This is a genomic window from Erythrobacter sp. JB2-19 (genome assembly GCF_057365005.1).
The window spans coordinates 1,435,414-1,457,311 of the sequence record NZ_CP200290.1 but is presented as its reverse complement, the minus strand read 5'-3'; the positions used below and the strand labels follow the sequence as shown (position 1 = coordinate 1,457,311).

The following is a 21,898-nucleotide window of genomic DNA, read 5'->3' as shown; positions in this document are numbered from 1 at the left end:
CAACATTCCGTTATCGGCCTAAATGCAGTCCGCATTTGGGCCGGAAATAGCGTTATACCCCTAAGCCACGAACAGCTCTGGAATGTAGGCCGACCTTGGATCGAGCCGCGCGCCGTCCATTGCTGATGGAGCGCCGAACACAGCCATATCCTGATTGATCATCATCAGTCTGCGGGCAAAGTTAGCGCGCGCCTCGTCCAGTTCTGGATTGTACTCAGCTTCATTTAGCTCCCGCAACAGGGCACGCTCATATGGCGCGACCTGCAACGACTGGCCTTCGCTCGCTTCGCTGGTGAATTGCAGCCCAGTAAACGCATTCTGATTAGCAGCCACTGAGACACTTCCCACTGGAGCCTGCGATGGCCCTGATGCGGCAAACAAGCGTGTTAGCGCATCATTGTCGCCCGAGCGCAGCAGATCGAAGATTTCATCATTGGCTGGCAATTGTGCTTCGGTTTCAAACAAGTCCGCATAGAACTGACTTTGGATGCTTGCGAATGTGTCAAATGTCCCAAGGTCAGTTGTTGCGGCGGCGCGAACACCGGCACCAGGCTGATAGGCCAGCGACACATCGGCAACCGTGCTGGTCGTGCCGTTTGAGCGGGTAAAGCTCGAGGTCGCGGTCACAGCATTCTTGGTCACCTTAACGCGGTCCTGAAGGCCAGTGACGGCAAGCGAGACTGAAACAATTCCGGCCTCTTCCAGCGTCATCAGCTCGCCGCTATCTGTGCGGCCATTGGCGTTGCGGTCTTGCCAAACACGCAGTTCGCCAAACCTTGCATCATCAGCGTCGATCACGCCGTCACGGTTGCTATCCATGGCAGCGAGGCCCTGAAGCCCGCTGCGCGCGTCGTCATTCTCTGCTGCGAGTGAAAGCTCGGAAGCCTCTGTGATCAGTCCGTCATTGTTTCGGTCAATCACCAAGAAGCCATCGTCGCCCGAAATCCAACCTGTGTCGTCAGCACCGCCATTGCCATCATAGTCAAAGGCAGCGTTTGATTTGCTGCGTTTGACCAATTCTACGCCGTCACCGTCGAGATCGAGAACAACAGGCGCAAAGCGGCCGTAGGTCTTGTTACCGAATGTCAGCAGCGTGTTCGCGCCCAGTTGCCCAGCCCCTGCCGCGCTATCTGAGCGGCGGCGTTTGCGATCTACCGACACAACGCCGTCGCCGATATGGATCCGGTACTTCTTCGCTTTGCGATCAAAGTCATAATTCGTCACGCTCAGCTCAGTCATATTGGTAGCCGCTGAGAAGTAGGTCAGCGCCGCATCGGCAAACTCTCGGCGCGCGCCGTTCACCAGCGTGAAGCTTCCCGTATTGGCAATCGCCACCTCGCCAAACTCCACGGTGCCGTTTACCGCAGTGCCAGTGAGATCGATCGACGCAATGCCAACCTGCGCAAGGCTGGCGATCTCGCCAGCGTCCACCGCGCCATCACCATCGGCATCCTGCCAGACGCCGAACTCTGTAAAGCGTTCATCGTCGGCATTGAGCACGCCATCACCATTGCTGTCGAATGCGGCAAGACCATCAAGGTCCGTCGCCGCGTTCGTTACATCATCAATGAAGCTGATCTCTGCAACGCCAGAAACTGTGCCATCGCCGTCACGGTCCAGATAGAGGAACGCATCGTTGCCGGAGATCCAGCTTGTGTCATCGGCAAGGCCATCGCCGTCCAGATCAAACAGAGCATCGCTTTCAGCGGCGCTAACAGTGGTGATGCCGTCCCCGCCGAGATCAAGGATGATCGGCGAGGTGATGTTCAGCGTCTCACCGCCCCGGAAGGCAAGCTGTTCGATAGATGACAGATGGTCCATGCCATCATCACCATGCGCGATCGCAGAGAGATCATTGATCTGCACGCCCAGCGCACCGCCTTGCGTGACGATGGAATAGCTGTCTCGCTCGCCGAGCAATTGGACAGTGTCAAAGCCAAGCCCGCCATAAAGGCTGTCATTGCCGTGCCCGCCCCAGAAGACGTCATCGCCTTCGAGGCCATTCAGGATATCATCGCCGGAGCCACCGGCGAGCCAATCGCCAAACGCTCCGCCGGTGAGCTCATCGTTACCAAGCGCTCCAAAGATGCGATTGCTTGCGGCATTGCTGCCGGTCAAAGTATCGTCCTGCGCCGTTCCATAAGACCAGTTTGCGCTGGCATTTTCGCCAGCAATGGAGGCGAGCACAACGTCAAATTGGCGTGCATCGCTATCGGTGAAGCTAAAGTCCTCAGGGCCAAAAGTGAGATTGCTTACGCCTGAATAGTTGGCCGTGAAGCCAAAGCTTGCCTGACCTCCTGCGGCGACCTCTTCATTCCAGCTTAACGCTTCAAACAAGATGTCGCCGTTTGCGAGCTCAGTGACACTTGCGCCCGAGACGTTTGTGATGGTCAGATTCACGCCTTCGGGAACGCTTAGCACCATTTGCCAATCATCAATGTCGACGTCGCTCGTATTGGTGAACGAGACATTCTGATTGAGCCCGCCGCCCCAATCATTGGTCGGCGCAACTGTCAAAACGCTATGTTGATCATCGGCCAGATTGAACTCTGGGTCGCGGTCAAAGATTGCAAAGGCAAAGTCACCTGGCGTGTACGGCGCACCATCGACTTGAACAGTGATCCGGAAGGTCTGCCCTTCTGCTAGGTCGGGCTGATAATTCTGACCATCGGTCGAGAAGGTTGCGCCTTCCGCTGTGATCTCAAAGCTTGCCGGTCCAGGGAAGCCATTGACATACCCGCCAACAATCGTGCCTGGACCGTCATACGTGGCAAGGATGTCCCAAGCGCGCAGCTCGCCTTCCGCGATGGCCTCTGGCTGCACTTCGTATTCGAAGGTCACATTGTAGCCGCCGCCCCAAGCCGGATTGTACCAACTGTTGAGGCTGCTGAAGGTGAAGCCTTCAGAATCGCCAGTGTCCGTATCTTCGCCTTCAATCGTAATAGCGAACTCATCTGAGGCCGAGAGATTGCCATCAGACGCAGTCACAACCACGCTGAGTGCTATATCCTCATTTGGAAGGTCAGATGCGGTGAGCACTGTTCCATCAAACTGAAGCCAGTCTGGCAGCGCAGCACCATCAGCCAGCGCAACCGAGTACGTCAGAGCGTCTCCGTCGACATCCGAGAACGCACCATTCGATACGTCAATGGAGGCGCTATCACTGCTGAGCAACTCAAGATCAGCCAGCGGCTGCGTAAGAACCGGCGCATCGTTCACTGGATCAATCGTCAGTGTGAACGCGATCGAGACGCTTTCATCGCCGTCGCTTGCCGTCACCTCAATGGCCAACTCGCCATTGAAATCTTGCGGCGGTGTTCCGGTCAGAGCATCGCCATCAAGACTGAGCCATGCTGGCAAAGCTGAACCGTCGACCTGGGTCGCGGTTAGCGTCAGCGCGTCACCATCTACATCGGCAAAGGCATCCGCTGGTATAGCAATCGAGATTGCTGCATCTTCTGGCGAAGCAATATCGGCCAGTGGCTGGGTGAGCACTGGCGCATCATTGACGGCATCAATCGTTACACGGAAACTGTCAGATACTGAGTCCTCAGCATCGCTTGCTGTTACCGTCACATCCAGGAAGCCATTGAAATCTTGCGGCGGTATTCCAGTGAAGGTCGTGCCATCAAAGCTGAGCCACTCCGGCAATGCCGCGCCGCTAAGCAATGCTGCCGAAAGAGTAAGCGCATCGCCGTCCACATCTGCAAACGTGCCTTCAGGGATAGCAAATGCAATTGCCTGATCTTCAAGCCCTGAAACATCTGGCAATGCTTGGATCAACACTGGTTGATCGTTCACTGGGTCAATAGTCAAAGTGAAATTCTCAACCACGCTCGAGCTACCATCTGACGCCGTCACAGCAAGGCTAACCACCCCGTTGAAATCTTGTGGCGGAGTGCCTGTGAAGGCCGTGCCATCAAAGGTGATCCAAGCCGGCAAATCAGAACCATCAGCCTGGGCCGCACTAAGGATGAGCTCATCTCCGTCTACGTCGGCAAAGGTATTCTCAGGGATCGAAATTGAAATTGAGCTGTCTTCTGGTGACGACACATTCGCGAGCGCCTGCGTGAGGATTGGCGCATCGTTCACCGGATCCACCCTGAGCGCAAAAGTGTCTTCCACTGTCAGCTCACCATCGGACGCGGTGACTGAAAGATAAAGCGTGCCATTGAAGTCCTGCGGCGGCAGGCCGGTGAAGGCCTCGCCATCAAAGCTCAGCCATTCAGGCAGATCGCTGCCGTCCAACAAGGTCGCCGTGAGTGTAAGAGCATCGGCGTCAACATCTGCGAAGGTATCAGCCGGAAGCGCTATAGAAACCGCCTGATCTTCGAGGGTCGATACATCGGCCAACGCCCGCGCGATGACCGGCGCGTCGTTCACCGGATCAATCGACAACGTAAAGCTATCCTCAGCGGTCAACTCCCCGTCACTCGCCGTTACTATCAGCTCAAGCGAACCGTTGAAGTCTTGCGGAGGAGTGCCAGTGAAATTGACACCGTCGAAGCTTAGCCAGGCGGGCAACTCGTTGCCATCAGACAGGCTTGCGCTCAGAGTCAGCACATCTCCATCAATATCCGCAAATGCATTCGCTGGGAGCGACACACTGACTGATGTATCCTCATCTACGGAGACATCCGCAAGGGTTTGAGACAGAGTTGGTGCGTCATTCACCGGATCAATTGTCAATGTGAAGCTATCTTGAGCCGAAAGCTCGCCGTCGCTCGCGCTAACCACAAGATCAATAGCGCCATTGAAGTCCTGCGGCGGTGTGCCAACAAAAGCTGTGCCGTCGAAGCTCAACCATGCCGGCAATTCGCTGCCATCGGCCATGGTCGCGCTAAGAGTGAGTGCATCGCCGTCGACATCGATAAAGGTATCGCTTGGAAGCTCCACGAAGATCGCTGTGTCTTCAGAAACGGTAACATCCGGCAAAACCTGAACCAACATGGGCGCATCATTCACCGGATCAATTGTCAGTGTAAACGTATCCGATGTTGTGAATTCACCGTCACTCGCAGAAACGGTGATCTCAAGCGCTCCATTAAAGTGTTGGGGCGGTGTGCCGCTCAAATTAGTACCGTCAAATGCCAACCAAGCAGGCAGGCCTGATCCATCTGCCAAACGGGCGGACAGCGTAAGCATGCTGTCATCCACGTCCGAGAAGCTTGCCGGATCAATGGCGAAGCTAAAGCTCGTATCTTCCGCGCTGGATTGGTCAGCCAATGCTGTTTCAAGAACCGGCGCGTCATTCACGGCCGCGACAAAGACGCTAACTTGGCCAGTCGTCTCCAGGCCAGCTTCATCAGACACAGTGTATTCAAACCGTATTTGACCGGTCGCATTGGCCGGCGGGGTCAGCGTGATCGTGCCATCGCTCTCGATAACTGCCGTGGCTCCTTCTGTTAGAGCAGTGACAGCAGTAATTGTGATTGTGTCGCCATCTGGATCAATATCATTCGCGAGGAAGACTGACGGCGCCAGATTAAGAGCGATGTCTTCATCTGTAGCGAAGGAATCGCCAGTTACGCGAACAGCATCATTGACCGGTGTCACATCAATCGTGACTGTGCCGGTAACGGGGTTGGTGTCTCCATCCGTTACAAGATACTCAAAGCTGGCATCACCAAAGAAGTCTACGTTTGGCGTAAAGGTGACAACACCGTCAACTAGAGAGACCACACCGCCAACGGCGTTCTGCACCGCAACCAAATTGAGATCGGTGCTATCAACATCGGTATCATTGCCAATCAGATCGATAGCGCTCAGTTCTAGCGGTGTATCTTCCGCGGTAACGAAGCTGTCCGCAACGGCTTCTGGCGCATCGGCAATATCAGCGATTTCAATGGTAACAGTGGCGAAGTCCTCAGACACAGCGCCTTTTTCATCGCGTGCACGATAGCGCACAGAGATCGGGCCGTTGTAGTTGAGCGGCGGCGTAAGGAGCAAATTGGCTCCTGCCCGAACAATCTGGCCAATGTCGGTTTCGAATTCAGCGAACTCAAGAACATCACCTTCGCGATCCGAATCGTTTCCAAACACGTCCGCTGCTCGAATGACGAAAACCTTGTCCTCATCACCGATGAATGGACCTTCATCATCAGCCACAATTGGGGCATCGTTGATCGGCGCAACCTCAATTGAGGCGGTCGCTTCAACCTCAAACTCGCCATCGCTCACCCAATATTTGAAGGATGCTGGCCCATTGTAGTCAGGGGCTGGAGTGAAGACGATATTACCATCAGCATCAAACTCTACGCTGCCTTGCTCTGGAAAATCATCCAAGCGCGAAATGAAGAGGGTGTCTCCATTCGGATCAAAATCATTGGCCAACAATTGCGCCGGATCAATTACCAGCGGGGTATCTTCGAGCCCGTCCAGTGTTTCGCCATTGGCAACTGGCGGATCATTAGGTGGAAGGACGGTAACGTTGACTGAAGTTGTGCCAATCAGTCCAGTTGCATCTTCGCTGACTGAATAGGTGAAGTTGGCGGCACCGACATATCCATCATCCGGGGTAAATCGGACAAATTGCGCACCATTGATGATTTCGAGTGTTGCAGTCCCGTTTTGCCCTGCACCAATTCCGGCAAAGGAGAACGCGTCACCTTCAGGGTCACTGTCATTCGACAAGAGGCTAGCGACTGCAATGAGAATGTCACTGCCAGAACGCACGGTGGCATCATCATTGGCTGGACGCGGTGCATCATTAACTGGCAGCACTTCTACCGAGACTTCGGCGAAATCGAAACCGCCTGCGCCATCTGAAACACGATAGCGGAAGCCCGCCGATCCCGAATAGTCGGCATCAGGGCGGAAAGTGACAAAGCCACCTTGTTCGATGTTGGCCGTTCCGTTGCCACCGTCAATGCGCTCAAATGCATCGATCGTCAGCGTATCACCATCAACGTCGCTGTCATTGCCCAGCAACCAGGCAAATGGGATCGAGACCGAGCCATCTTCGTCGACTACGAAACCGCCCTCATCATCAATCGCGACCGGATTATCGTTGACCGGGCGAACATTGACTTCGACCAAGGCAGAGGAAATGCGGCCAGTTTCATCTGCCAAACGGTAGCGGAAGAAGGCATCGCCATTGAAATCTTGATCACCGAGGAAGGTAATCGTGCCATCGGGATTCAACGTTACTGAGCCGCCGCTTTGCGCTTCAATCGAGATGACGGTCAGTACCGCCCCGTCTGGCGCGATGTCGTTGATGAGCAACTCGGATGCATCGAAGGTGAAGGCTGTGTCTTCATCAACAAGACGGACAATATCGCGTTCAGCCTGCAACCTGCTGCTGGCGGCATTTGCTTCAATCGTTGTGCGGTCCCACTCAGTCCCATCACCAAAGACCAGAGTTTCAATCCCGGCACCATCACCAAGGAAGTGATCTTTGATGCGCACCAGGTCAGGCTGGACGCCCTCATCCTGTTCAAGCTCAATAACCAGATCGTCACCATCGGCATAAATGCTCACAGCATCTGGCCCAAAGTCACCGACAATCTGCAGTGTATCATTGTCGCTTGATGACGCCGCTTCGATAATCGTGTCTGAGCCGCTACCGCGAGAAAGCAGGTAAGTGTCCGAACCGCTTGCACCGATGAGTTCATCTTCACCGATTGACCCGTCGAGCAAGTTGTCTCCCGCATCGCCGGTAATCTGATCGCCAAAGCGCGACCCGATTACATTCTCGAAATTGCTCACGACGTCGCCATCAGCATCGCCTTGAGAACCGGTTCCCGATCCAAGATCGACTGCGATACCGCCGACACTGTCGCTGTAGTCAAGCGTATCCACGCCTTCACCACCATCGAGTATGTCACCGCTGCCTCCGCCTGCGATCACATTGTCATTCGCATCACCAACAATCGTATCCTGATGAGCGGAACCAATGATATTCTCGACATTGGAAATCTGGTCGCCTGTCGCATCACCGCCGCTCGCTGTCCCTGCGCTGAGATCAATTGAAACGCCGCTTTCGGACAGCCAATAACGAGCCGTATCCACGCCTTCGCCGCCATCGATCATGTCACCGCCGCGGCCGCCATCAATAAGGTCATCAGCAGCCCCGCCAGCAATCGTATCATCACCGCGCCCGCCATCAATGAAGTTGGCTTCGCCATCGCCAGAAAGCGCATCATCACCGATGCTGCCGATCAGGTTTTCAATACTTGTGAGCGTATCGCCCGTCGCATCACCGCCGCTTGCCGTGCCATCGGCAAGCGAGATTGCAACTGGATCGGCAGAGTCTGAGTAGTCTGCGGTATCGCTACCGGCGCCGCCATCAAGAATGTCAGCACCTTCGCGTCCGATCAGCGTGTCGTCGCCGTCATCACCAGAAAGCGTATCATCGCCTCCGCGGCCATCAAGCAAGTCGTCACCTTCGCTGCCAGCAAGCGTGTTGATCTCATCAGTGCCGAACAGCTGATCACCGCCCGCGCCCCCAATCAGACCTTCTATTGAGACCAGTTCGTCACCCTCGGCAAATCCGCCTTGACCAATGCGGGCATTGATATCGACGCGCATCGCCACCTCAGAGTCGCTGAAATCAGCAATGTCGAAGCCTTCGCCGCCATCCAGCAAATCTGCTCCGTCGCCTCCGCGCAGAATATCGTCACCAGCTCGGCCAAACAGATCGTCGATGCCGTCAAGGCCGACCAGTGTTTCACCCTCTTCAGAGCCGATCAGCAAGTCGCGCAGTTCAGAACCTTCGATCACAAGATCCCGCTGTGCATCCACCGTCGCTGACACGTCTGCCAGGTCGCTCAGACCGCTTGGGTCTTCTAGGGTGTATCCGAGCGTCAGATCACCACTAAAGGCGGTGTCAAATTCAATGACGATGAACTCATCACCATAGATACTGGCCGTACCGTCCGTGGTAGTGAATTGGTCCAAGATTTCAGCATTTGGCGCGCCAAAGCGATGCGCAAAGCCGCCTAGCGACAACCAACGTGATTCGTCGATATCGTAATCGTTGGCTTTCAGATCGCTGATCCGCAGCACAACCGGACGGCCAAACCCACTTTCGAAATTGCCATCATCCGCGGCGGTCGGAGCATCATCCACGGGCGCGAACGAAACGTCGATGCGCGCTCTATCTGTGAAGACACCGTCAGTGATGGTGTAGAACAAAGCTGCGCTTCCCGGCAGATCTGGCAGCGGCACTACAACAAGATCACCATCATCGTTCCAGAACCAGGTTTGAACATCGCTAGCAGACAGGCCAATGCTGGTGATCGGGCCAATGATCTCAATATCATCACCATTCGGATCGAAGTCGTTTTCAAGCAGCTGCTCGCGCGTGATGATCAGCGGTTGGTCTTCAACGCCCGTGAATTGGTCGTCCACCGCAACCGGCGCGACATTACCCGTTGGGCGGAAATAGACGCTCACATTGCCATCATCGACCGCATTCTCGTCGTCGGAGATGACGTAATCGAAACTTGCAAAGCCCCAGAAATCGGCATCTGGCGTAAAGTAGATTAACCCATCATCGCGAAGCTCGACGTCACCATTGATCGCGTTCGTGACTGTGTCGAGCGCGAAACCGGCGCTATCGATATCGAAGTCGTTGCCAAGCAGAGATGCTGGATCAATGATCAGCACTTCATCTTGCTGAGTGACGAGTGCGGTATTGCCATTGCGTCCAAACGGTCTGTCGTCGACCGCATTTGGCCGATCATTGACTGGGTTGATTTCCACGGACACGGTTTCGCTGGTGACGCCGCCCTCGCCATCGTCGACCACATAGGCAAAGCTCGCCAAGCCATTGAAATTTGCACCTGGTGTGAACAGGATGGTGTTGTTCTCAAACAGTTCAACGCGACCGCCTGAGGCTGATCCAACTGCGGAAATGACAACCGGTGTCCCGTCGGGGTCAAAGTCATTTGCGGTCAACTGATCGCCAGATATGAAGATCGGCGTGTCTTCGTCCGTGGTCAAGCTATCGGCCCCAGTGATCGGTGCATCATTGACCGGGTTCACAAACAGTGTTGCGCTTGCAGTATCAGTGCCGCCCGCCCCATCATCTACAATGTAGGCGAAGCTCGCTTGGCCAAAGAAATCTCCCAACGGAGTGATGAGGATTGAGCCGTCATCATTCAACTCAGCGTTGATGTTCCCGTCGCCAGAGACCCCTGAAATCGACAAGGTATCACCGTCAATATCGCTATCATTGTTTAGCAAGGCCTGAGCGGCCGCAGCGTCAATAACGATAGGAACGCCCTCGTTGGTAGACAGACCTGTGGCGTCGCTTGCTGCAACAGGCGCATCGTTCACCGCCAAGACGTTGATTTCCACCAGCGCCTCATCGCGCCCGCCATCAGGTGTGTTCGCCACATATACGAAGCTGGCGCTGCCATTAAACTGGGCGAATGGCGTAAAGGTGATATCGCCATTGCTGGAGAGCGACACTGTCCCGCCCACCGCATCTTTGACTTGGGAAACCTCAAAACGGTCACCGTCGACATCGTTTGCCAACAGATCGCGATCACGGATTACCAAAGTCTCATCTTCAAGAACCGTGATGCCGGTGTCGTCATTCGCGAGCGCAACAGGGCGCACGCGCACTGACAGCGTGGCATCGGCGAAACCTTGGCGTCCGTCACTGACCAGGTAAGCAATCGATGCAAAGCCGGTGAAGTCCGGATCAGCAGTAAATTCGATCACGCCATCGTCGCGCAATATTGCTGTGCCTCCGCGGACCTCACCCAAGCTTTGAATGCTGAGCGGGTCTTCGTCGGCATCGAAATCGTTCGACAGAAGACTTGCACCGTCGATCTCGAGCACTTCGCCTTGAACAACGTCGCGGAAGCCATCTGGATTCGCCACAGGGACATTGTTGCCCAGCAGTGCTTCAATGGTTGCAAAGTCCCACACCACATTGTCAGCAAATTCGATAAATTCGATGCGATCTTCGCCTTCAGAGGTCAGATTGACCAGAGTCAGCGAGTCTTCGGGCGAACCGATGAACGTAAGGGCAGCCCCCGTTGACGCATAGAAAAGCCGAGAAAGCCGAACATCGGTGGAATCATAGCCTTCGATAATGACACGGTCAGTGCCACCGCCATTGTCTTCGATCCGGTCGTTCCCGTCGCCGGCGCGATAAATATAGGTGTCGTCGCCCCCAAGACCGAACAGCGAGTCATCACCTGCACCGCCAGCCAAATTATCTGCGCCCGCAAACCCATAAATCTGTGCGTCGCTGGCATTGTCGAAACCGGCGAGCAAGTCGGCGCGCAAATCATCCGGTGTGATGGTCTCGCCATCAGCGAATTGGATCAGATCAACGCCTTCATCGCCATCGAGCAGCGCATCAGCCAGAATAACCGTATCGCCCGACTGGAAGGTGATGATCAAATCGAAGCCCGCAGGCGGACTGCGGAACAAATTGCTAATGTCGGCTGCCGTGAAGTCGCTCAACACAAGCCGGTCAGCGGCACCGTCTGTATCAACGATACGATCAGTGCCATCACCGGAATTGAAGATGTAAGTATCGTCTCCAAGACCTCCAGCAAGGATATCCTGTCCAGCGCCGCCGGTCAGCGTGTCGGCAAGCTCGGTGCCAAGGATCGTATCACTTTCATCGGAAGCAAGATCGGAGATGACTCGGCTTACAAGTTGAGCGTGCGTGATAGTCTCGCCGCTGTCGACGAACACAATCTCTTCAATTGGTCGATCAGCCCTGAGGCCATCGACAATCATGATCGAATTCCCGTTTCCGAAATCAAGCAGAAGATCGTTATTGCCCGCTTCAAACCGGCGCACAGTAAGGTCTGAGCCTGTCAGACCAGAAACTCGAACCTGATCAATTCCCGCTGAATCGCGCACAACATCGCGGCCATCGCCCACTTCATAGATGTAAGTGTCGTTGCCTCCATCGCCTTCCAGCAGGTCGCTTCCTGTTCCGCCGGTGATGATGTCATTGCCATCGCCGCCGCTGACAAAGTCATTACCTTCGTCACCACTTAAGCTATCATCATCGCCATTGCCAAAGAGCCTGTCATTTCCGGCGGCACCAGCAAGAACATCAGCGCTTGATAGACCGGCATACACATCATCACGCGGTGTCCCGAGCGTTGCGAAGGCGGCCAAATCGGCGTGAGAAATTTCACGGCCATCGGCAAAACGTATCGTTTCAACTTGATTGGCAACGTTCGCCAACGCGCCTTCAATGATGATCCGATCATCGGTGCCTTCGACGCGTAGTTCGAGGTTTGCAGTGCCGTTGCGCAAGACAATGACATCTTGGAATCGAATGCTCGCGTCGACTTCGATGGTATCGAAGCCATCGCTTTCAATTATGCGATCCTGCCCATCGCCAAGACGCCATACATAAGTATCGTTGTCGGCTCCGCCTTGCAGATTATCGTCGCCGGTTCCTCCATCCAGAATGTCATTACCAGCGCTGCCCACCAACAGGTCATTGCCAGCTTGCCCAAGCAACGTATCGTTACCAGAATCGCCGATTATATGGTCATTGCCATCGCCGCCTGAAATTTGATCATCACCGCTCAGACCGGCAATAGCATTGGCACCGTCATCGCCTTGATAATCGTCTGCACCTGTCGTCAAATTAAGGCTGTTCGCACCAGTCTTGGTGTAAGGAGCCAGTGCGACAAGATCGGCAAATGTCGCGCTTGATCCATCTGCGAAGGTGACGTCTTCGATGATACGATTAGGATTGGAAATCGCTCCTGCAATGGTAATCTGATCGCTATCTGGCGCGACGAAAATACGCAGGTCAGTTGTCGTGCGCTCAATAATCAGATCGGAAAGCGTAATTCCAGCGCCGAACTCGATGCGGTCAATCCCGGCACTATCGGTGATCGTGTCGCGTCCATCGCCGCGCGCGAAGCGATAGGTCTCATCGCCAGACAAATCGACGAGGGTGTCGCTTCCGCCACCACCCTCGTAGGTGTCATTGCCCGCACCGCCTTCGAGGCGGTCGTTGTTATGGCCACCGAGCAACTCATCATCGCCAACCTGTCCGAACAGCGAGTCATCGCCATCAGCACCGGAAAGCACATCGTTCCCACTCGTGCCATATCGCGTATCAGCGCCATCGGTTGCTTCAAGAGAGCGAGCGATTACATCCTCGGCTGTCCATACCGTGCCATCATTGAATTCGATAAACTCAATGGGTTTGTTGCTTTGAGTTTGCATTCCGACCAAGTTGACGCGGTCGGTTCCCGGGCCATAGTCCAGCACGATATTGTCAGTGCCCGATTGCAGAACGAGGACTTGGTCGGCAGTTATGCCAGCCGCAAAACGAAGTGTGTCGATGCCTGCCGTATCGGTCAGACTATCCTGGCCATCGCCAAGAGCGAATTCGTAAACGTCATCGCCAGCTCCGCCGTTGAGCGCATCATTTCCAGTACCGCCGATCAGCGTGTCATCATAATCGCTTCCGGTGAGGGTATCATCGCCATCTTGGCCAGCCAAAGTGTCACCTTGGAAAATCTCTTCCTCTTGGAGAAGACGGACATTGTCGAGCACTACAAGGCCATCACCTACAGTACGGAACGAGAGAACGTTGTCACCTGCAACCGCAGTAAGTTGAGCTAGCGTTGTTACGTAGTCAGTTTCGGCTTCCGCAACCGTAAGTATGAGATCGTTATTCCAGTATACAGCGAACGATCCGACGCCAAAAATCACACGGTTAGCATGATCAAATGTAAGCAACAGCACTTCGCCTTCAGCAAGGTCGGATATGGTTTGTTCCACGCCAAGGTTGCCCGTGAATGTACCAATTTGGACTGAATTTGCGCCGGCGTTGGGATCAATCCCGTTAATCTCTACGCTACCACCCGACAGATTATTCCAGCTCGCCGCTGTACCAGGAGCGCCTTCGGGACTCTCTTCAAAGCCTCCGTTGCGAATGAGATCGACTTGCGGGCTGCCAACAACGACTGGTTCGGCTTCTAATACGTCCCGATTGTCAGTAGTCAGTTCCGGCAAGGTCTTGACCTGATCATGAGAGAGAACCGAACCGTCAGCAAAAGCGTAGTTCTCAATCCGATAGCGTGTATCGCTCCATCCACCACTAATTGTCAGGCGGTCTTCAGTTCCTTCAATCGTAATGACAAGATTTGAACCACTTTGCGCTACGCGCAGCATTGACGCATCAATGCCCGCACCAAATTGTATGCGGTCAGTGCCTGCTCCATTGAGGTTCGCAAAATCACTGCGTTCATCGCGAATAGCATCCCGGCCATCACCCAAGTTGAATACGTATGTATCATCGCCGCTGCCACCGCGCAGCGTATCGTTGCCGGTTCCGCCAATAAGGATATCATTTCCGTACCAGGCATCGATCGTGTCATGGCCATCACCGCCATTGATCGTAGACCAGAAGGTATCGTCGCGCAGCACGTCATTGGCGTCTGTTCCAGCAAATGATTGCTCGACCGCCTCGCGGTAACTGATCGTACTACCGTCTGAGAAACGCAGGGTCTCAATAGTAGTTTCAAAGCTGCCCGAACGATTTCGGAAACCATCAATTATCGTAATGCGGTCCGATGTTCCGCCAATCTCAATGATCAGATTGTTGCCTGAGGTCGCGAAGCGCAACATTGAGGCGTCAATGCCATCGCCGAACAGGATTGTATCGCTTCCGGGGATATTCGCGTTGCTATTGTTGCTACGCGCATCCCGGATGGTGTCCTGCCCATCTCCAAGATTAAAGATGTAGGTGTCATCCTGGCTGCCGCCCAAAAGCGTGTCATTGCCTTTGCCGCCGATCAGCGTGTCGTTCCCAATCCAGCCATCCAGTGTGTCATCACCTAAGCCGCCGGTTAGGGTCTCACTGTAGTCGCTCCCCCTCACAAGATCATTAGCGTCTGTTCCGCCGAGCATCTCTTGCGTAATTTCGAAGTTCGACATGATGCTGCCATCAGCAAAACGCAGCGTTTCGATCGCAGTTTCAAAATTGCCGAAGCTGTTGCGGAAACCACCTTGAACTACAATTCGGTCAGAAGTGCCGGAAATCTCAATGATGAGATCATTGCCTGAGGTTGAAAAGCGCAACATCGAGGCGTCAATTCCTTCACCGAAAAGGATCGTATCCGAACCAGGAATATTTGCATTTCTAAAGTTGGTTCGCTCATCGCGAATTATATCTCGACCATCGCCTAGATTAAACACGTACGTGTCATTCTGGCTTCCGCCACGCAGTGTATCATTACCGCTGCCACCGATTAGCGTGTCGGCCCCGAGCACTCCGTTAAGCACGTCATTGCCCAACCCGCCACGGATGGTGTCTGCGCCGTTCCCGCCGGAAATAGTGTCATTCCCATCGGTGAAGGCCAACGGTCCGCCGGGCGCCAATATACTCGCGATTTGGGCGCGGGAAATTTGTTCGCCATCGCTGAACTCAATCAGCTCGATACCATTTGATCCGCCGGCTGCTTGACCGCGCACTATGATCTGATCATCGGTGCCAGAAAAGCTGACCAGTACATCGCTGCTGCCTTGATAAAGCGCTTCGAAGTTAACCTCAGACGGCGGGTAGCCTTCGATCCGAAGCGTGTCGGTTCCAATTCCGGTATCAATGATTACATCGCTGCCATCATCCCTGCGGAACACGAATGTGTCGCCATTAGCTTGGCCGATCAGGATATCGTCACCGCGTCCACCGGCAAAGGTTCCCACCGGAGCATCTTGATCACCAAAGCCCTGGATCAGGTCATTGCCATCAGTCGACGCGGCGGCAAGCATCTGCGCGCGTAAATCATCGCCCGAGAAGACCACGCCGTCAGCAAACTCGAACTCCTCGATTAATGTGCCTTGCGCGAACGCTCCGCGCACCACAGTCTCGCCGTCCTGGCCCGCGAAACTGATAGCAATATCACCTGAGCCCGGATTAACACGCCGTACAATGACGTCTTCAGACCGGCCCGCTGTGAAACGAATGCGGTCAAGACCGCCGGTATCGGAGATAATGTCGATGCCCGGATTTTCGCCGATTACATAGAAGTCATCGCCGCTAAGCCCGATCAACTCGTCATTGCCTTCGCCGCCCTCGAGCAGATCAGCGCGGTTAGCGAACCCTCTAATGATGTCGTCATTGATGGTTTGTTGGCCAGCGAGAATAAGACTGCGGATGTCCTCAAACTCGAACTCAAACCCGTCAGCCAATACGACAGTCTCGATGGCAGTGTCTGGGTTCAGACCGCCGCGGATGAGCAGGCTATCATCAAGTCCTTCAAGCCTGATGAGAAGGCCTTCGTCGACCTGCGAGAAGCGCAGCATATCGGCGGAGATGCCATCGCCAAACTCAACGCGATCGACGCCCGCGCTGTCTTCAATAGCGTCGAGCCCATCGCCAATGCCAAAGCGGTAAGTGTCGTTGCCAGCCTTGCCAACCAACAGGTCACTGCCAAGGCCGCCAGAGATCACATCATCAGAATTATCGAAACCAATGAGCAGGTCATCGCCATCAGTTCCACGCAGCAAAGCAGCACGGATTTCTGCTTGCCCCCAAACGGTACCATCGGCGAAGTCAAATTCCTCGATCTGACGCGCGCCAAGACCATCAACGATAGTCAGCTGCTCACCTGAGCTTGGGATTGTAACAATCAGGTTCGTCCCGTCTGCACGGAACACAACATCCGCCGGGTCAACCAGTCTGCCAAATACAACCCGGTCAACCGCACCTGATTGCGAAGCTGCATCGGTTTTCTCGGTAATGGTGTCGAAACCATAGCCAACGCCAAAGAGGTAGGTGTCGCCAAACGAACCGCCATTGAGTTGATCATCACCCTGGCGTCCGTCGAGAATGTTCGGTCGATCATCGATAGCGTTCAGGATATTGTCGCCGCGCGTTCCTCCGGCGATCTGCAACTGCTCTTCAACGTCCTCAATCGACAGCGTATTGCCGTCGGCAAAGACAAAATTCTCAACCCCGGCAAGAACCGAACCGAATTGATCCAGAACCCGCAGCGAGTCGGTAAATCCTTCGAACGAGATGAGCAGATCATCTCCTTCTTTTGTGAAGCGTACATCGGCGAAGCTTACGTTGGCCCCGAATTCGATCGTATCCGCTGCACGATATTTACCAGCATCGATTGTGTCATCGATCACGTCCTGACCATAGCCAATGTCAAAGATGTACGTGTCACCATCGGATGAACCGATCAAAATATCGTTGCCAGCCCGCCCATCAATGCGTTCGGCATAATGGGTGCCAATCAGTGTGTCGTCGCCTGAAGTACCGATCAGATCGATATCATCGGCACCCAGATCGCGCCAATCAACTTTGAAACCATCAAAGCTAAGTTCTTCGATAACCGTGTCGCCCAAACGATCATACTGACCTTCAAGCGTTACACTTTCGCCCGTCGAGCGGAGAGTGAGTGTCAGATTGTTCGCAGCGCGGCTGAACTCAACGTCCGTAAGACTGATCCCACGAAGATCGAGCGTATCAAAACCGGCAGGCAGGAACGGGTGCTTCCCAGCCCCGGTATCGAATACAGTATCGGTTCCGTAACCTTCACGGAAGATATAAGTGTCGTTGTAGAGGCCGCCTTCAAGCCGGTCGTCCCCAGCGCCGCCATCCAGCGTATCAGACCAATCGAACCCGATGATCGTGTCGTCGCCATCAGTCCGCTCCAGCGCGAGCACTTCGCGACCCAGACGATCCTGATCCCAAACCGTGCCATCGGCAAATTCAATCAGGTCGACATTGTCTTCCCAGATTGTGAAGAAGACAAAAGTGACTTGGAACTGGTTCTTGAGCGTAACGGTCTCACCAGTGTCTTTGATCCGCAAACCGATTGTAGGTGAGCCGGGATCGCGCAGAATTTCAATGTCGGCCGCGTTAATCCCGCGAAGCTGCAAGCGGTTGATGGTCTCAACAACACCGATGCCAACTTCGAATGACTGGTCCTGAATGACGTCATCGCCGTAACCGCGTTCGAAGATGTAAGTGTCGGCACCATCCTTCCCGACCAGCAGGTCGTCGCCTGCGCCGCCATCGAGAGTTTCAGATTCGTCGAAGGCAAAGATTGCATCTTCACCATCAGTTTTAGCTTCAGCAATCACACGATCACGGATCGCTTGTTCGTCAAGGAAGGTGCCATCCTCAAACGCGAGTATTTCAATTCGGTTCGGCTTAACGGTCGTTATGAAGGCATCCAACTGGAAGAATTGCCCCTCAATCGTAAGGATATCGCCGGTTCGTCCGCCATCTTCATCAAGTAGATGGATAATGAGGTCGTTCGATTCTCCGATCCGCTGAAAGCTTAGGCGCTCTGCATCAATACCCTCGCCGAAGGTGACAAGGTCAACACCTTCGCGGAACGGGTTATTCTCCTCGTCACGGATCAGGTCTTCACCATATCCATAGTCGAAGACATAAAGATCGCTGTCACCGCCACCGATCAAAATGTCGTTGCCCGCACCGCCATCCAGTACGTCGATTGACTCCGTGCCAAGCACGACATCGTTGCTGTCGAGGGGATGGCTTGCCGCATAAGCCATATCGACAAAATCCCATGCCGTGCCATCGGCAAAGACAATCTCGGTAATCTCGGTGTTGTCGGAAAAATCGCCGCCGAAGATGCCGGGCCAGCGCCCTTCAAACTGATTGCGGATAGTCAGGATGTTATCGGTTCCGACCTCTTGGATGATCAGGTCAGCACCGTCCTTGGTAACGAACACATCATCCGGGGTGAGATGAGAGAAGCGCAAATAATCCGATGAACCTGGCTGAAGGATCGGCTCCACGTCCTCAATCGTAACCTGTCCGAAGTCACGGCCGATAACGTAGACATCACTACCCAAACCGCCGCGCGCTTCGGTGGCGCCGCCCGCAATATAAATGAGATCATCGCCGCGGGTGCCATCCAGGTCGGCATTTGCGGCATCGGCAGCCAGTACGCGCTCTTCGTCAATCGAAAGCGCTTCAGCCACTTGCAGGAAACTTGCATCAACCGGTGAGTTTTCAAACCCGGCAACGATCATTTGCATCAGGAATGCCTGGCTGCGCGGCCCCCTACCGTTACGCTTAAAGTCAGGATAGACAGTTTGCAGCACTCGGTCCCATTCGCGCAAATAGTCAACCGTCTGATCTGCCCCCACTGGTGCATCGGCGAGAATGGCTGTGAAGAGCGGGATCAGCTCACGGCCAGATGTTGCTTGGAACGTGTCGTTCGCGGCGTCGTATTCCACGCCCTCAAAATACTGCGCGAGACCGCCCTGGCTGGCGATACGCACAGCCATCGCGCGTCCGATCGCAAGGTAAGAATTGGCGAGCGTTGCCGCGAATTCCTTGGTGTCATCAATATCAAAATCGTAACTGAGAGTATTGTCGGCCTCGCTTTGAGCGACGAACAGTTCTGGCCTGAATGTCTCGCCGCCGCTGGCAAAAGCAAACTGGATTTCATCCAACGTCATGATCTCAACGCGCACTGCGCTATCATCGCTGTTGTCGGCATCCGGCAGAGTGTCGAGGTCGAGCTCAAACCCGCGCAATCCGAATGAGTTTGGACCGTAGAGTTCCTGGCTCTCTAGGGCCTGCTCGAACACGCTGGCCCATACAGCGAACAGACCGTTCCCGTCATCAACCCAAATCGAATAGTCGGTTACGACGCCGTCCCGCAGATAGAACGCCGCACGCTCAAATCCAGCGTCAGGAACGGGTTCGGCGAAGTCCTCCATCCGCCATTCGCTGCCGGCCGTCGCTGCCTGAGCCGTGATGTCAGCAAGCGACGCGCGCGCAATCACCGAGCCATCGCCCGCAAGCACATCATTACCGCTCGCCAGTGTCCAAAATTCGCCTTGTGCATCAGTTTGTCGGATCGCATAATCGAGGACTGCAGCCGCGCCGCTTGAGGTGCTCACCAGATAGGCAGTCTCAAGACGGTTTTCGGGCGCAAAATCTCGGCTGGACGGACTCCACCCCTGGATCGCCTGCCAGCTCGCACCATCGGCCGCGACCTGCGCAAGCACATCTTCAAAACTAGCGCGCGCAATGGCTGACCCATCGCTGGCCAACACATCTGCGCCGCTCGCCAAAGTCCAGAACCCGCCGTTCTCATCTTCATCATACACCGCATGGTCGAGCAGCGTCCCGTGAGCGCCAATCAAAGCGGCGCCAAGCTCCAGCGAGTCCGCGTGACTTCTCGCCCACGCGCCGAGCAGCGGCCGCGCCTGTTCGCGCAGCAAATCAAGGTCGGCAACGGTCATCGTTGCAGCCGTGCTCTCGATCAGCTTGGCAAGCTCCAGATCATTGCTCGCCGCAACTGCCAAATCGGTGGTGATACCATAACCAAATGCATCAATCGGATCGCCAGAAGCGCCATTGGGCACAAAGCCTGCAACACGATTATCGCCCTGATAGCGCGTATCGCTGGGGTCGGTTTCAAAGATCAGCTCACCCAGCGCGCCCGTGGTCCCGTCAGCGCGCGCATAGAAGCTCTCTGCACGAATGGTGGTACCATTGGCGGTGACCAGATTGACCGGCTGCGCGTTGAGCGAGAAGGCCGTGATATCAAATGCCGCAAGCGCATGCAGTTCGCCCGCATCTGTAATCCCATTTTCGTTGGCATCGCGCCAAATCTGCAGATCGCCAAAGCCGACATCATTCGCATCGACGATATTGTCGCCATTGCTGTCCCAATCGGAGAGTTCGGTGTAGCCAGACAGCCCCGGTCCGCCGAACAGCTCAGTTGCCGTGATTTGACCATCACCATCCGCATCATGGACAAGGAAGCCATCCTCACCGCTGAGCCAGCCAGAACGCTCTCCGAACAGATCGCCATCATTGTCCCAATAAACCGCGCCGATCCCCTTGGAGACCAAGCCATCACCGTTGAGATCGAGCACCAGGGGATCATCTTCTGGGCGCCAATTGAGACTTTTCGCGAAACGCAGACCCGCCTGAGCAAAATCACCGATGTACGCGAAAAGCGCATTGATCAAAGAAGTGGTAGTACCATTGCCATTACGCGCGATATCCTCGGGACTACGGAAGATAGAAAACTCAATCCCAAGATCGCCGCTCTCCCATTTCTCCACCACTTGAGCGATTTTGAGAATTTCATCTTCGCTCGCGCTCGGATCCAAATCTGCTCCTGGGCCCGTCTGAGCGTCGACAAGAAGTTGTCCGCTATCAGTTAGCCCGTAGGTCACCCAAGGGATAAAGAAATCGCGAGCGGTCCCCTTCTCTAACGACCTGCCAAACAGGCTCTCGTTAGTGCCGCCAACCAGAGGCAATCCGAAGAGTTGGAGCCGGTCATTCTTTCCGGCATCCTTGATGAAAGAGCCAGCGGACCACCAAAAGACATCAGCATCGCCCTCCGCAGCTCCACGTCCATCAAGTCCATCTCCCCAAAGCTCACCTTTATAAGAGCTGTTGTAAAGTAAGTCTTGACCGGCACCGCCAACGACCTTGGACCCCTCGCCAGCGGAAACAAAAATAGCATCGTCGCCCGCCCCGCCAAACAGCTCAACGGTCGCATCAAATCCAATATCAAAATTGCTAGAGGTGAGGAACTCTAGTTCTTCCTGCTCATCGGAGCCAAACAGATCTTTTAGTGCATTCTTGTACGCATCAATAATCCTGTTCAAGAGACCAGGTTCTTCAAAAAGGTCCCCTTCTAGGCGCTCTTGGAACGGGCCGGTTACGCCGGTCGGCAGGTTGGAAAAATCAACCCCTGCTAACAGGACATCCTCGCCTGCACCTGCATAGACCCTTTCTGCATTGAGAACCTCAAGCAGCAGAGTTTTGTCTAGAATATTGTCGATCCCAAGCAAATCAGTCAGGCCAGAACCTAACCCGTCTTCCAGCCAAGCGACCAAATTCTGCGATAGATCGACCGAAACATCTTGATCGAACTGCCGCAGGTCTATTGTATCGAAACCACCGGCCTGTTGGTCCCCAAGATCAATATAG

The 21,898-nt window shown here is 54.7% G+C and carries 1 protein-coding gene; it reads right to left on the bottom strand.

What is annotated here, in order from left to right:
• Positions 1-60: 60 nt before the first annotated feature.
• The gene (locus AC0V6O_RS06880; protein ID WP_486142666.1) at positions 61-21,804 is read right to left on the bottom strand and encodes a tandem-95 repeat protein; all 21,744 of its coding nucleotides are present in this window, start codon (positions 21,802-21,804) and stop codon (positions 61-63) included.
• Positions 21,805-21,898 lie beyond the last annotated feature (94 nt).